Origin of the sequence: Curtobacterium sp. AB451 (assembly GCF_050585845.1) — a bacterium.
Taxonomy (GTDB): Bacteria; Actinomycetota; Actinomycetes; order Actinomycetales; family Microbacteriaceae; genus Curtobacterium.
This window is the reverse complement of sequence record NZ_JBOBQG010000003.1, coordinates 262,892-277,412: the sequence shown is the minus strand read 5'-3', so window position 1 is coordinate 277,412 and position 14,521 is coordinate 262,892. Positions and strand designations below refer to the sequence as shown.

General features: G+C 70.5%; 12 protein-coding genes. 5 read left to right on the top strand and 7 right to left on the bottom strand.

Features of this window, described 5'->3' with window-relative positions; translation table 11 throughout:
* Positions 1 to 3 precede the first annotated feature (3 nt).
* From ACQXVK_RS08330 to ACQXVK_RS08315, 4 genes are all read left to right on the top strand, one after another.
* A complete protein-coding gene (locus ACQXVK_RS08330; protein ID WP_430853256.1) occupies positions 4 to 1,221 on the top strand; it encodes a phosphoglycerate kinase in 1,218 nt (405 codons plus the stop codon).
* A gap of 43 nt (positions 1,222 to 1,264) precedes the next feature.
* Positions 1,265 to 2,044, top strand: a complete 780-nt coding sequence (gene tpiA / locus ACQXVK_RS08325) for a triose-phosphate isomerase (RefSeq protein ID WP_430853255.1) — start codon at positions 1,265 to 1,267, stop codon at positions 2,042 to 2,044.
* 120 nt (positions 2,045 to 2,164) lie between these two features.
* Positions 2,165 to 2,416 (top strand): preprotein translocase subunit SecG, encoded by a 252-nt coding sequence (gene secG, locus ACQXVK_RS08320; RefSeq protein ID WP_056124375.1) that lies wholly within the window; start codon positions 2,165 to 2,167, stop codon positions 2,414 to 2,416.
* A gap of 3 nt (positions 2,417 to 2,419) precedes the next feature.
* Positions 2,420 to 2,779 carry an RNA polymerase-binding protein RbpA gene (locus ACQXVK_RS08315; RefSeq protein ID WP_402263098.1) on the top strand — a complete coding sequence of 120 codons (360 nt, stop codon included), beginning with the start codon at positions 2,420 to 2,422 and terminating at the stop codon, positions 2,777 to 2,779.
* A gap of 372 nt (positions 2,780 to 3,151) precedes the next feature.
* On the opposite strand, the gene pgl is transcribed toward ACQXVK_RS08315, so the two are convergent.
* The 6 genes from pgl to tkt form a co-directional block, all read right to left on the bottom strand.
* Entirely contained in the window at positions 3,152 to 3,922 is a 771-nt protein-coding gene (gene pgl / locus ACQXVK_RS08310; RefSeq protein ID WP_402263095.1) for a 6-phosphogluconolactonase, read from the bottom strand.
* Positions 3,923 to 4,043: 121 nt separating this feature from the next.
* The gene (locus tag ACQXVK_RS08305; protein ID WP_402263092.1) at positions 4,044 to 4,988 is read right to left on the bottom strand and encodes a glucose-6-phosphate dehydrogenase assembly protein OpcA; all 945 of its coding nucleotides are present in this window, start codon (positions 4,986 to 4,988) and stop codon (positions 4,044 to 4,046) included.
* A complete protein-coding gene (zwf, locus tag ACQXVK_RS08300; protein WP_071296305.1) occupies positions 4,985 to 6,523 on the bottom strand; it encodes a glucose-6-phosphate dehydrogenase in 1,539 nt (512 codons plus the stop codon). The genes ACQXVK_RS08305 and zwf overlap by 4 nt, the downstream gene beginning before the upstream one ends.
* A gap of 23 nt (positions 6,524 to 6,546) precedes the next feature.
* Complete coding sequence (locus ACQXVK_RS08295; protein ID WP_430853254.1) at positions 6,547 to 8,145, bottom strand: glucose-6-phosphate isomerase; 1,599 nt, start codon at positions 8,143 to 8,145, stop codon at positions 6,547 to 6,549.
* Complete coding sequence (gene tal, locus ACQXVK_RS08290; RefSeq protein WP_402263087.1) at positions 8,142 to 9,257, bottom strand: transaldolase; 1,116 nt, start codon at positions 9,255 to 9,257, stop codon at positions 8,142 to 8,144. Before tal ends, ACQXVK_RS08295 begins: the two co-directional genes overlap by 4 nt.
* A 156-nt stretch (positions 9,258 to 9,413) precedes the next feature.
* Entirely contained in the window at positions 9,414 to 11,507 is a 2,094-nt protein-coding gene (tkt, locus tag ACQXVK_RS08285) for a transketolase (protein ID WP_402263084.1), read from the bottom strand.
* Positions 11,508 to 11,932: 425 nt separating this feature from the next.
* Here tkt and ACQXVK_RS08280 point away from each other — a divergent pair, with 425 nt between their 5' ends.
* Entirely contained in the window at positions 11,933 to 12,859 is a 927-nt protein-coding gene (locus ACQXVK_RS08280; protein WP_430853438.1) for a heme o synthase, read from the top strand.
* Positions 12,860 to 13,491: 632 nt separating this feature from the next.
* Here ACQXVK_RS08280 and ACQXVK_RS08275 read toward each other — a convergent pair.
* Entirely contained in the window at positions 13,492 to 14,466 is a 975-nt protein-coding gene (locus ACQXVK_RS08275) for a COX15/CtaA family protein (RefSeq protein ID WP_430853253.1), read from the bottom strand.
* Positions 14,467 to 14,521: the final 55 nt, after the last annotated feature.

The following is a 14,521-nucleotide window of genomic DNA, read 5'->3' as shown; positions in this document are numbered from 1 at the left end:
CCCATGGCGCTCCGCACCCTCGAGGACCTCGGCGACCTCGCCGGCAAGCGCGTCGTCGTCCGCTGCGATCTCAACGTCCCGCTCAAGGACGGCGTGATCACGGACGACGGCCGCGTCCGGGCGTCGCTGACCACCCTGGACACCCTGATCACCGCGGGCGCCCGCGTCATCGTGATCTCCCACCTCGGTCGCCCGGACGGCGAACCGAAGCCGGAGTTCTCGCTGGCACCGGTCGGCCAGCGGCTGTCCGAGCTGCTCGGGAAGCCGGTCACGTTCGTCGGCGAGACCGTCGGCGACGAGGCGACCGCCGCCGCCGAGGACCTCGAGGACGGCGACGTCCTGCTGCTCGAGAACCTCCGGTTCAACCCGGAGGAGACCTCGAAGGACGCCGACGTGCGGAAGGCCTTCGCGGACCGCATCGCGGCCCTCGGCGACGCCTTCGTCTCCGACGGCTTCGGGGTCGTGCACCGCAAGCAGGCCTCGGTCTACGAGCTCGCCTCGGCACTGCCGTCGGCCGCGGGTTCGCTCATCGAGACCGAGCTCGGCGTGCTCGAGCGCCTCACCACCTCGCCGGAGCGCCCGTACACGGTCGTCCTCGGCGGGTCCAAGGTGAGCGACAAGCTCGGCGTGATCGACCACCTCCTGCCCCAGGTCGACACCCTGTGCATCGGTGGCGGCATGCTCTTCACGTTCCTCGCGGCCCAGGGCCACGGGGTCGCGAAGTCGCTGCTCGAGCAAGACCAGCTCGACGTCGTCCGCGAGTACCTCTCGCGGGCGAAGGAGCTCGGCGTGACGATCGACCTGCCGACGGACGTCGTCGTGGCGTCCGGGTTCTCCGCCGACGCGTCGCACGAGACGGTCGCCGCGGACGCGATCGAATCGTCGTCCTTCGGGGCGGACGGCATCGGCCTCGACATCGGCCCGGAGACGGCGGCGCGGTTCGCGTCCGCGGTGTCCTCGTCGAAGACCGTGTTCTGGAACGGCCCGATGGGCGTGTTCGAGTTCCCGGCGTTCGCCGCCGGCACGAAGACCGTCGCCACGGCCCTGACCGAGGTCGACGGCCTCGGTGTGGTCGGCGGTGGCGACTCCGCTGCGGCCGTCCGGTCGCTCGGGTTCTCGGACGACCAGTTCGGGCACATCTCGACCGGTGGAGGAGCGAGCCTCGAGTTCCTCGAGGGCAAGTCGCTGCCCGGTCTCGAAGCACTGGGGTGGTCCCGATGAGCCGTACTCCGCTGATCGCCGGCAACTCCGGGGAGGATGCAGCATGAACCGCACCCCCTTGATCGCCGGCAACTGGAAGATGAACCTGGACCACCTCCAGGCCATCGCCACGGTGCAGAAGCTCGCCTGGACGCTGAAGGACGCCCGTCACGACTTCGACGACGTCGAGGTCGCGGTGTTCCCGCCCTTCACCGACCTCCGCAGCGTGCAGACGCTCATCTCGGCCGACAAGCTCCCGATCCGCTTCGGCGCGCAGGACCTCTCGCAGCACGACTCCGGTGCCTACACCGGCGACGTGTCGGGTGCGTTCCTGGCTGCACTCGACGCGCAGTACGTCATCGTCGGACACTCCGAGCGGCGCACCGTCCACGGTGAGACCGACGAGGTGGTCGCCGCGAAGACCGCCGCCGCCGTCAAGCACGGCCTCGTGCCGGTGGTCTGCGTCGGCGAGACGGGTGAGCAGCGCGAGGAGCGCGGCGCCGGTGTCGTGCCGGTCGAGCAGCTGCAGGTCGTCCTCGACGCCGTGCAGCCGTCCGAGATCGTCGTGGCGTACGAGCCGGTCTGGGCGATCGGCTCCGGCCAGGCCGCGACCGCCGAGCAGGCGCAGGACGAGTGCGCGGCGATCCGCCGTGGCATCGCCGCCGCCTGGGGGGACGAGGCCGCTGCGGCGACCCGCGTCCTCTACGGCGGTTCGGTGAAGTCGGGCAACATCGCCGGCTTCCTGCGCGAGCCCGACATCGACGGCGCGCTCGTCGGCGGCGCCTCGCTCGACGTGCAGGAGTTCGCGGCCATCGCGCGCTTCCGGCAGCACGTCGGACTCTGATCCACCGGTCACAGGCCGGTCGCCACGGTGCGGCCGGCCTGTGCCACGCCCAGCCCGAGGCACCTCGGCCGACCACCTGGCCGGTATACTCGGATGGCTGACTGACACGAAAGGTACGTCGTGGCGATTCTCTCCGTCGTGCTGCAGGTCCTGCTCGCGATAACGAGCCTCCTGCTCACGCTCCTCATCCTGCTGCACAAGGGCCGCGGTGGCGGCCTCTCCGACATGTTCGGCGGCGGCGTGACGAGCAACCTCGGGGCGTCCGGCGTCGCCGAGCGAAACCTCAACCGCATCACGGTGATCCTCGGTCTCCTCTGGATCGTGTCGATCATCGTGCTCGGTCTCATCAACAAGTTCACGGCGGGGAGCTGATCCATGGCAACCGGAGGCAGTGCAATCCGGGGTTCGCGCGTCGGCGCGGGTCCGATGGGGGAGCAGGACCGCGGGGTCCAGGCCGAGCGTGTGGCGATCTCGTACTGGGACGCCCTCGGCAACGAGGTCGTGCGGTACTTCGCCGCTGGCCTGCCCGATGACGAGATCCCCGAGACGGTGGACTCGCCGTCGACCGGGCTCCCGGCCGGACGCGACAAGGACAACCCTCCCGTCGTCGCGAAGACCGAGCCGTACAAGACGCACCTCGCGTACGTGAAGGAGCGCCGCACCGAAGAAGAGGCGGCCCAGCTCCTCGAGGACGCGCTGCAGCAGCTCCGCCAGCGTCGCGGTACCGCGAAGTAGTCGAACACGACGTCCGATGGCCCCCGCACCGATCCGGTGCGGGGGCCTTCGTCGTGTGGGCGGCGTTGAGCGCCCACCGAGCTGGCGCCGACCGCGGGCGACCGAGGTCGCGGGACGTGCCGCGCGGGCGCCGCGCGGCCCCGAGCGGGCGCCGCGCGGGCGCCGCGCGGGCGCCGAGCGGGCGCCGAGCGGGCAGGACACGCCGCGTGCGTTCCGTGAGCGGGCAGGATGCGCCGCCGGCGCACGCCGAACGGGACGTATTTCGCCCACTCGACCCCACGAGCTGGGCCGGCCGCACGGGCCGCACCCACGAACGGACGGGAGGCGCGGTGCCAGCTGGCACCGCGCCTCCCGTACGTCAGGGGACCGCGTCTAGTACGTCGACGCGATGAGGTTCTCGGGGACGTCGCGAGCGGCGTCCTGGTCCACGAAGAACACCGTGCGCTTGCGACCCTGCACGCCACCGACCGGGACCTCGTCGACCGAGGCACCCGCGAGCGCGAGCCCGAGGACCGAGGCCTTCTCGGCTCCGGACAGGATGACCCAGACCCGCTGCGACGCGTTGATCGCCGGGTAGGTGAGAGTCAGGCGCTGCGGCGGCGGCTTGGGGGAGTCGTCGACCGGCAGCACGACGCGGTCGGTGACGGTGAGCTGCGGGAACTCCGGGAAGAGCGAGGCGGTGTGGCCGTCGGGGCCGACGCCGAGGAGCGTGATGTCGAACCGGGGCGCGATCGCGTCGTCCGGCGCGGCGGCGTGCAGTTCCTGCTCGTAGCGCGTCGCCGCGTCCTCGATCGAGAGTCCCTCGTCGGAGGCGGCGATCGGGTGGATGTTCGACGCCGGGATGTCGACGTGGTCGAAGAAGTCCGTCTGCGTGCCGGTGATGTTGCGATCGGCGTCACCCGCCGGTACCCAGCGCTCGTCGACCCACCACACGTGCACCTTCGACCAGTCGACGCTCTCACGCGCCGGCGACTGGCCGATCGCAGCGAGGACGAGCGACGAGACCGAGCCACCGCTGATGGCGATGTCCGCGCGCTCCTGCTCGTCGAGCACGTCGATGATCTTCGTGATGAAGCGTGCGGCGACCGAAGCGCCGAGGGCCTGCTTGTCCGGGTGCACCAGCACCCGCCGTTCGTTGGTCACGTGACTCCCGTGTTCGTGGTGGTCGAACGGTCGTGCGACCACCTTCGGTCCGGCCGTCCGGTCCGGCCGCCGCTCGCGCTGGACGAGCGACGGCCGGTCCGACCGGTCGTGTGGGGCTTGCTCAGCCGGCGATCGACTCGCGCAGCTGGGGGACCCCGTGCTTGACGACGTCTCCGAAGAGGACGTCCGGGTCGAGTCTACGGAGTTCCTCGGCCAGGCAGTCGCGCAGGTTGCGGCGCGGCAGCGACAGGTCGTGCGTCGGCTGTCCGGGCATCGAGAGCGTCGCGACGTCCACCAGGGACCGCTCGAGCTCGATGGCGCCGGACTCGCGGACGAGCTTGACGCCGTGGATGCCGCTCGAGCCGGTCGCACGCGGTGAGGTGACGACGGCGACCGGCACCTCGAGCTGCAGCTGCAGCCACGCGGCGAGCATGATCGTCGACGGGCTGTCGTACGCACCCGAGACCTCGACGGCGGTGATCGGCTCGTAGGGCGGCTGGTCGAGCGCCGCGGCGAGCTGGTTCCGCCACAGGGTCAGGCGGGTCCACGCGAAGTCCGTGTCACCCGGCACGTACGAGGCACCGAGGGCCTCGATCGCACCGTTCGGGTCCTTCTGCGCGGCCGCGTCGGTGATCCGTCGCTGGGCGATGCGGCCGAGGGCCGAGGCGGAGGGCTGCTCCGGAGCGGTCTGCGGCCACCAGGCCACGACGGGCGCGTCCGGCAGCAGGAGCCCCGTGACGAGGCTCTCCTCGTCGGTCGCGGTCTCGCCGTAGGCGCGGAGGACGATAACCTCGCTCGCCCCGGCGTCGCTCCCGACCCGGATCTGCGCGTCGAGGCGACCCGGCGACTTGGTGTCACCGTCGTTCTTCGACACGATGATGACGCGCATCGGGTGCTCGCGCGACGCCTCGTTCGCGGCCTCGATCGCCTCTTCCTCGTGGCCGAGGGCCGTCGAGATGATGAGCGTCAGGACACGACCGAGGGCGACGGCGCCGCCCTCCTCGCGGATGTGGACGAGCTTCTTCTGGATCTTCGAGACCGTGGTGTTCGGCAGGTCGATCTTCATGGACGCCTCCAGGTCCGGCCGTCGCGGGCGAGCAGGGCGTCGGCGGATGCCGGACCCCACGTGCCGGGACGGTACTGCTCGGGCTGGCCCTGCGTGGCCCAGAACTCCTCGATCGGGTCGAGGATCTTCCACGACAGTTCCACCTCTTGGTGACGGGGGAACAGGGGCGGGTCGCCGAGGAGCACGTCGAGGATGAGTCGCTCGTACGCCTCGGGCGAGGCCTCGGTGAACGCGTGGCCGTACCCGAAGTCCATCGTCACGTCACGCACCTGGGTGCCGACGCCGGGGACCTTCGAGCCGAACCGGAGCGTGACGCCCTCGTCCGGCTGCACCCGGATGACGAGCGCGTTCTGGCCGAGCGGGGACTGCGAGTTGCCGTAGACGTCCTCGGGGACGCGTTTGAAGACGATCGCGATCTCGGTGACGCGACGACCGAGTCGCTTGCCCGCGCGGAGGTAGAACGGGACGCCCTGCCACCGACGGGTCGCGATGTCGAGCTTGATCGCCGCGTACGTCTCGGTGCCGGACTCGGGGTCCATGCCCGCTTCCTCGAGGAAGCCGAGCACCTTCTCGCCGCCCTGCCAGCCGCCGGCGTACTGCCCGCGGGCGGTGGCGGTCGACAGGTCCTCGGGCAAGCGCACCGCCGAGAGCACCTTCTCCTTCTCGGCGCGGAGGTCCGCGGCCTTGAACGAGACCGGCTCCTCCATCGCGGTGAGCGCGAGGAGCTGCAGCAGGTGGTTCTGGATGACGTCGCGCGCCGCACCGATGCCGTCGTAGTACGCGGCACGCCCGGCGACGCCGATGTCCTCGGCCATCGTGATCTGCACGTGGTCGACGTAGTTCGAGTTCCAGATGGGTTCGTACATCTGGTTCGCGAACCGGAGCGTCAGGAGGTTCTGGACGGTCTCCTTGCCGAGGTAGTGGTCGATGCGGAACACGTCGTCCGGCGCGAAGACGCTCTCGACGATCGCGTTCAGCTCGCGGGCCGTGCGGAGGTCGGAGCCGAAGGGCTTCTCGACGACGACGCGGCTCCACGAGTCCTCGCGCTTCTCGGTCAGGCCGGACAGCTTGAGCTGCTCGGTGACCACGGGGAACATCTTCGGCGGGATGGACAGGTAGAACGCGTGGTTGCCGAGCGTCCCGCGCTCCGCGTCGAGCGTGTCGACGGTGCGCTTGAGCTCGCGGAACGCCTCGGGGTCGTCGAACGATCCCTGGACGAACCGGATGCCCTGTTCGAGCTGACGCCAGACGTCCTCGTCGAACGGGGTGCGCGAGTGCTCCTGGACCGCGTCGTGGACGAGCTGGGAGAAGTCTTGGTCCTCCCAGTCACGCCGAGCGAACCCGACGAGGGCGAACCCCGGGGGCAGGAGCCCTCGGTTCGCCAGGTCGTAGACCGCGGGCATCAGCTTCTTGCGGGACAGGTCGCCCGTCACGCCGAAGATGATGAGGGTGCTGGGTCCCGCGATCCGGTTCAGTCGACGATCCGTCGGCAGCCGGAGCGGGTTGTGCTCCGGGGTGATTGCCACCGGTGACATGAGTCGGTGAACTCCTTCGAGAGTCAGAGGGTGACGACGGCGGTCAGTGCTGCGGTGGCAGCGGCGACGTCCGTCGTCGTGAGGGTCAGGACCGGGCGGCCGTGCTGCGCGAGGACACTCGCGTCGCCGGCGGCCTGGGCCTGGATGAGCTGGCCGAACGTGAACGGACGGCCGGGGATGGCGAGGTCGTCGGGCTCGTCGGCCACGATCTGCAGGAACACACCGTTCGCCGGGCCACCCTTGTGGTACTGGCCGGTCGAGTGCAGGAAGCGCGGTCCGTAGCCGAACGTGACCGGTCGGCCGGTGCGCGCCGCCAGGTCGTCGCGCAGCGACGCGAGGGCCGGGTTCGCGGTCCGGTCCACGTACGCCTGCACGGCCAGGTAGCCGGTCGGGCCGACGTGGTCCAGGAGGCGCGTCACGGCTTCGGCGAGCGTGGTCCCGACCGCCAGGCCCTCGGTCGCGTGGACGGCGGTGGCGTCCTCGGTGAACGCGGGCACGGTCGGGGCCGGACGGTCGTCCAGGAGCGCACGGGCGGCGGACTTCGCCGCTTCGACGTCGGGCTGGTCGAACGGGTCGATGCCGAGCAGTCGACCGGCGACGGCCACGGCGTACTCCCACACGAGGAACTGGCCGCCGAGCGTCCCGGTGATCTCCACCTCGCCGTCGGCGACGTGGCGCTCGTCCTCGCGGGACCCGACGATTCGGATCACCTGCAGGTCGGGCAGACCGGCGGTCACCTCGGGGGAGTCGACGTCGAGCACGACGGGCAGCAGGCCGCGCCCGCTCTTGCCGGTCGACTCGGCGATCAGCTGCTCCACCCAGTCGCCGAAGCCGACGATGTGGGTGCCGTCCGCGACGATGCCGATCGTGGAGCGCAGCGGGGCGGTCCCACCGAGGACGGCGCCGAGCACGAGGCCCGGGTTCTCGTCGATGTCGACCGCGAGGAGCGCGGAGATCGCGTCGGCCTCGTCGAGGAGTTCCGCGATGTCGGCGCCCGCGAGGCCGGACGGCACCAGGCCGAACGCGGTCAGCGCGGAGTAGCGGCCGCCCACGTTCGGGTCGGCGGTGAACACGCGGTACCCGGCGTCGATGGCCGCGGCCTCGAGCGGAGAGCCCGGGTCGGTGACGACGACGATCCGCTTCGCCGGGTCGATGCCGGCGTCGCGGAAGGCCTGCTCGTACACACGGCGCTGCGAGTCGGTCTCGAGCGTCGAACCCGACTTCGAGGAGACGACGAGCACGGTGCGGTCCAGCTGGTGCTCCACAGCGGCCCGGACCTGTGCCGGGTCGGTGGAGTCGAGGACCGTGAGCGGCACACCGGCGGTCCGGGTGATGACCTCCGGTGCGAGCGACGAGCCGCCCATGCCGGCGAGGACGACGTGGTCGACCCCCTCGGCACGGAGCGACTCGCGGAGGGCAGCGACCTCGGCGACGAGCGGGCGGGAGACCGAGACGGCCTCCACCCAGCCGAGGCGCTTCGACGCCTCGGCCTCGGCGTCCGGACCCCAGAGCTCGGGGTCCTGGGCCGTGATGCCCGACGCCACCAGGTCGGTGACGAGACGCGGGACCACCTGGTCGATGGCCCGCGCCGCGTCACCGCTGGCGGCGATGGAGACCGTCACTCCTTGGCGCCCTCGAGCGCGGTCTTGACGGTGTCGACGAGCTCGCCCCACGAGACGATGAACTTGTCGACGCCCTCACGCTCGAGCAGCGCCACGACGTCGTCGTAGCTGATGCCCTGGGCGGCGATCTGGTCGAGGACCTGCTGCGCCTCGTCGAACGAGCCGGCGATGGCGTCGCCGTGGATCTCGCCGTGGTCGAACGTGGCGTCGAGGGTCTTGCCCGGCATGGTGTTGACGGTGCTCGGCGCGGCGAGCTCGGTCACGTAGAGCGTGTCCGGCAGCGACGGGTCCTTGACACCGGTCGATGCCCACAGCGGGCGCTGGGTGTTCGCGCCGGCCTCGAGCAGGCCGAGGGCGCGCTCGGAGGCGAACGCCTCGGTCCAGACCTGGTACGCGAGCTGGGCGTTCGCGATGCCGGCCTTCGACTTGAGGGCCTTCGCCTCGTCCGTGCCGACGGCGTCGAGACGCTTGTCGATCTCGGAGTCGACGCGCGACACGAAGAAGGACGCGACCGAGTGGATCTTCGAGAGGTCGTGGCCGGCGGCCTTGGCCTTCTCGAGACCACCGAGGTAGGCGTCGATGACGGCGCGGTAGCGCTCGAGCGAGAAGATCAGGGTGACGTTGACCGAGATGCCGGCGGCGATGACCTCGGTGATGGCCTCGAGGCCCTCGACGGTCGCCGGGATCTTGATGAGCACGTTCTCGCGGCCGACCTTGTCGAACAGGAACTTCGCCTGCTCGATGGTCTTCTGGGTGTCGTGCGCGAGGCCGGGCTCGACCTCGATCGACACGCGGCCGTCGAAGCCCTTGGTCGAGTCGTAGATCGGCTTGAAGATGTCGGACGCGTTCGCGACGTCCTGCGTGGTGATCTCGAAGATCGCGTCGGTCAGCTCGGTGCCGGCGGCCGCGAGCTCCTTGACCTGCGCGTCGTAGCGCTCGCCCTTGGCGAGGGCCGAGGCGAAGATCGTCGGGTTGGTCGTGACGCCGACGACGTTCTTCTCGGCGATGAGGGACTCGAGCTTGCCGGTCTCCAGCAGTTCGCGGGACAGGTCGTCGAGCCAGATGCTCACGCCGACCGCGGAGAGGGCGGCGGTGGGGGTGTTCTCAGCCATGTGTTTCTCTTCTTCTTTCATCGACTGGCCGTCGTCGCGGTGGCGACGGGGGCCGTGGTGTCGGGGTCTCGGTGGACCGGCAGGCGCGGGGCGGGGCCGAGCCGCGCCTCCCGGAAGAAGGGCCGGATCCGGCGAACCGGACCCGGCCCTGTCGGGTCAGGAAGCCGCGAGGGATTCCTTCGCGGCGGCCACGACGTGCTCCGTCGTGAAGCCGAACTCCTTGAAGAGCGTCTGGTAGTCGGCCGAGGCACCGAAGTGCTCGATCGAGACGCTGCGGCCCTTGTCGCCGACGATGTCGCGCCAGCTCATCGCGATGCCGGCCTCGACCGACACGCGAGCGGTGACGTCCTTCGGCAGGACCTGGTCCTGGTAGTTCTCGGACTGTGCGCGGAACCACTCGAGCGACGGGGCGCTCACGACGCGGGCGTTGATGCCCTCGCCCTTGAGCTGCTCACGCGCGTCGACGGCGATCTGGACCTCGGAGCCGGTCGCGATGAGGATCACGTCCGGGGTGCCGTTCGGCGCCTCGGCCAGGATGTACGCGCCCTTGGCGACGTTCTTCGCCGAGGCGAAGGTCTCACCCGAGGCCTCGCCCTCGCCACGCTCGAAGACGGGGAGGTTCTGACGGCTCAGCGCGATGCCGGCCGGGCGGTCCTTGTGCTTGAGCATCTCGAGCCAGGCGTAGGCGACCTCGTTGGCGTCGGCCGGGCGGACGACGTCCAGACCCGGGATCGCGCGGAGGGCGCTGAGCTGCTCGATCGGCTGGTGCGTCGGGCCGTCCTCGCCGAGGGCGACGGAGTCGTGCGTCCAGACGTAGATCGCCGGCGCCTGCATGAGCGCGGCGAGACGGACCGCCGGACGCATGTAGTCGCTGAAGATGAGGAAGGTGCCGCCGAAGGGGCGGGTGTTCCCGTGCAGGACGATGCCGGACAGGATCGAGCCCATCGCGTGCTCGCGGATGCCGAAGTGCAGCACGCGGCCGTACGGGTCGGTGCTCCACGTCTTGGTCGACGCCTCGACCGGACCGAAGGACTTGGCGCCCTCGATCGTGGTCAGGTTCGACTCGGCGAGGTCGGCCGAACCGCCCCAGAACTCGGGCATGAGCGGCGCGATGGCGTTGATGACCTTGCCGGAGGCGGCGCGGGTCGAGACGGCCTTCTCGGTCGGGAAGACCGGGAGCGCCTCTTCGAGGCCCTCGGGGAGCTCGCCGGCGTTGATGCGGTCGAGGAGCGTCTTCTTCTCCGGGTTGGCCGCGGCCCACGCGTCGAAGGTCTGCTGCCACTCGGCGTGCTCGGCCTGGCCCTTGGCGACGGCGCCGCGGGTGTACTCGAGCACCTCGGGGTCGACGTGGAAGGTCTGCTCGGGGTCGAAGCCGAGCACCTCCTTGAGGCCCTTGAGCTCCTCGCCACCGAGGGCGGAGCCGTGGATCTTGCCGGAGTTCTGCTTGGTCGGCGACGGCCAGCCGATGATCGTCTTGAGGACGATGAGCGACGGCTTGGTCGTCTCGGCCTTGGCGGCCTCGACGGCGCGGTACAGCTCCTCGACGTCTTCGGAGTACTCGCCGGTCTTCTTCCAGTCGACGTGCTGGACGTGCCAGCCGAGGGCCTCGTAGCGGGCCGCGACGTCCTCGGAGAACGCGATGTCGGTGTCGTCCTCGATCGAGATCTGGTTCGAGTCGTAGAAGACGACCAGGCGACCGAGCTGCTGGCGGCCGGCGAGGCTGGCGGCCTCGTTCGTGACGCCTTCCTGCATGTCGCCGTCACCGGCGATCACGTAGGTGAAGTGGTCGAACGGCGACTGGCCGTCGGCGGTCTCCGGGTCGAACAGACCGCGCTCGAAGCGCTGCGCGTAGCCGAAGCCCACGGCGGACGCGAGGCCCTGGCCGAGCGGGCCGGTGGTGATCTCGACACCGTCGGTGTGGCCGTACTCCGGGTGACCCGGGGTCTTCGAGCCCCACTTGCGCAGGTGCTGGAGGTCCTCGAGCTCGAGGCCGTAGCCGTGCAGGTAGAACTGCACGTACTGCAGGATCGAGGCGTGGCCCGCGGAGAGGATGAAGCGGTCGCGGCCGATCCAGGTGGAGTCGCTGGGGTCGCGACGCATCACCTTCTGGAAGAGGAGGTGGGCGACCGGCGCGAGGCTCATCGCGGTGCCGGGGTGACCGTTGCCGGCGGCCTCGACCGAGTCGGCGGCGAGTACGCGGGCCGTGTCGACGGCCTTCCTGTCGATGGCGTCCCAGGTGAATTCAGCCACTTGGATGTTGACCCTTCTTGATGCGACATGTGCGAGGGCTCGTGCCATCGCACGGACATGATCGCCATCCCGGGGCCTTCGTCAGGTCGCCGTCTCGCGGCGGCCGACCGGCTCTTCGCGGCCGACGTCATCGGGGCACGCACTGCGGGAGGGCGTCTCCAGCATAGTGACCATGCACTCAGAAGGGGTTCAGGTGACGCCGGTTGTTCACTCGTCGCCACGGGGACCCGCCGTCGGCCGGGCGTGTCGGTGGGCGACTTCGGTCCGGATGGCGGGGCGGGGCATCGTCGCAGCGCCTCGATCACGTAAACTGTCGGAGACCCGTGAGCATTCCGGGCCGACGCACGCCCCCGACGACGACGGAGCCGTCCACCGAGCGTGCGAGCTGACGCGAACAGACTGAGGTTCCCTTGCCGACTGCCACCGTGACCCGGCCCGACACCGATCGACCCCGCTCGACGCTGTCCCGCAAGGTGCGCGCGTACGTCTCGCTGACGAAGCCGCGGGTCATGGAGCTGCTGCTCGTCACCACGGCACCGACGATGTTCCTCGCCGAGCGCGGGGTGCCGGACCTGTGGCTCGTGTTCTGGACGATGCTCGGTGGTGCCATGTCCGCCGGGTCCGCCTCGGCCTTCAACTGCTACATCGACCGCGACATCGACCGCCTCATGAAGCGGACGAGCACGCGCCCGCTCGTCACCGGTGAGCTCTCCGACCGCGAGGCCCTCGTGTTCTCGTGGGTGCTCGGCATCCTGTCGACCGCCGTCCTCGGCTTCCTGGTGAACTGGCTCGCCGCTGCGCTGAGCGTCATCGCGATCCTCATCTACGTGTTCCTCTACACGCTGTGGCTCAAGCGCCGCACGCCGCAGAACATCGTGTGGGGCGGCTCGGCCGGCTGCATGCCGGTGCTGATCGGCTGGGCGGGCGTCACCGGGTCGCTGACCTGGGCGCCGGTCATCCTCTTCATGGTGATCTTCCTCTGGACGCCGCCGCACTACTGGCCGCTGTCGATGAAGTACCGCGACGACTACGACGCCGCCGACGTGCCGATGCTCGCCGTGGTCCGCGGGCGCACCGTCGTCGGGCTGCAGGTCGTCCTGTACGCGTGGGCGACGCTCGTCTGCTCGCTGCTGCTCGTCCCCGTCGCACACATGGGACCGCTCTACACGGTCGTCGCGTTGGCCGGTGGCATCTGGTTCGTCGTCGAGTCGCACCGGCTGTACTCGCGGGCGATCCAGCACGTCGAGCACGTGCAGCCGATGCGGGTCTTCCACAGCTCGATCACGTACCTGACGCTGCTCTTCATCGCGGTGGGCATCGACCCGCTGCTCCCGCAGGTCTTCACCTTCTAGCCCGGGGCTGGCGGGGCCGGGCCCGGGGCGGGGGCCGGTCGCGCAGGCTCGGTCGCGCTGGGGGTGCTGCGGGTGCGCGGGCCGTGGTGTCGTCGTGCGGCCGACGTGGAGCGACAAGGTCGCTGTCGTACGACGTCGACGTTGTCGCTTTTGCGTGCGCGCGCGGTGGTGTCGTCGTGCGGCCGACGTGGAGCGACGAGACCGTTGTCGTACGACGTCGACGTTGTCGCTCCTTGCGTGCGCGCGCGGTGGTGTCGTCGTGCGGCCGACGTGGAGCGACGAGGTCGCTGTCGTACGACGTCGACGTTGTCGCTTCTTGCGTGTGCGCGCGGTGGTGTCGTCGTGCGGACGACGCGGAGCGACGAGGCCGCTGTCGTACGACGTCGACGATGTCGCCCCGACTCGCCCCTCGCCGAGTCCGGCCCGGCAGGGAGCACGCCGCGACGTGCGGTGGTCGACGCGACCCACCGACGGCCTGGAGGCGCGGTGCGGGCCCGCACCGCGCCTCCAGGCCGTCACGGGGTGACGATCACCGCACCGTGCTGCCCTGATCGGATGCGTGCGCAACGGACGACACCCCACGAGTCGATCGACTCGTGGGGTGTCGTCGACCGCGTGAAGTGGGCTGCGCGTCAGCCCGCGAGCGGCTCGCGGACGGCCTGGCGACCGGCGGTGCCGCGCGTCGAGAGCGTGACGACGGTCATCGCGCCGACCAGCAGCCCCGCGAGGACCATGTGCGTCCCGACCAGGCCGACCGGCAGGCCCGTGCGCGCCTGGGTGAGCCCCACGGCGATCTGGACGAACTCGACGACGAGGAGCAGCAGCGCCCACTTGCTCGACAGGCGCAGGCGGACCGCACCGACGACGAGCACGAGCGTCAGCGCGAACAGGACGTAGGCGGGCACCGCGTGCAGGTGCTCCATCACGGCCGGGTCGAAGCCCGTGCGGTGCAGCCGGCCGCCGTCGACGGCCTCGTCCGCTCCGGCGTGCGGGCCGCTGCCCGTGGTGAGGATGCCGACGAGCACCGTGACGACGACGGCCGCGATCGTGCCGCGGACGACGCCCGTGTACCAGCGCGGGACGAGTCGCTCGCCGGTGCGCGGGCCCCGCATCGCGCGGTAGACCAGTGCGGCGGTGACGGAGGTGAGCGCGGCCGAGACCACGAAGTGCAGTCCGACGACGAAGGGGTTGAGGTTCGTCCAGACGCTCATGCCGCCGATCACGGCCTGCACGGGGATCGCTGCGCCCTGGGCGAACGCGAGCCAGAACAGCTCGGGGCGGGTGCGACGCATCCGGACGACGAGCAGGAACATCGCGATCGCGACGATGACGAGCACGAAGGTCAGCAGTCGGTTGCCGAACTCGATGACGCCGTGCACGCCCATCTCGGGCGTCGAGACGAGCGAGTCCGCCGTGCACTTGGGCCAGGTCGGGCAGCCGAGGCCGGACGCGGTGAGGCGCACGAGACCGCCGGTGCCGATCAGGATCACCTCGACGACGAACGACGCCCAGGCGAGGACGACGACGCGCTGGTCGACGACACGGGGGAGCGACCACCACCGCGCATCGCGGACGTCCTGGTCGGCGGGGGATGCGACGCGAGTCACGAGCGTGGTGCCTTCCTGTTGTTCCGTGCAGTGAACCTGTAGGATTCGAGGGTTC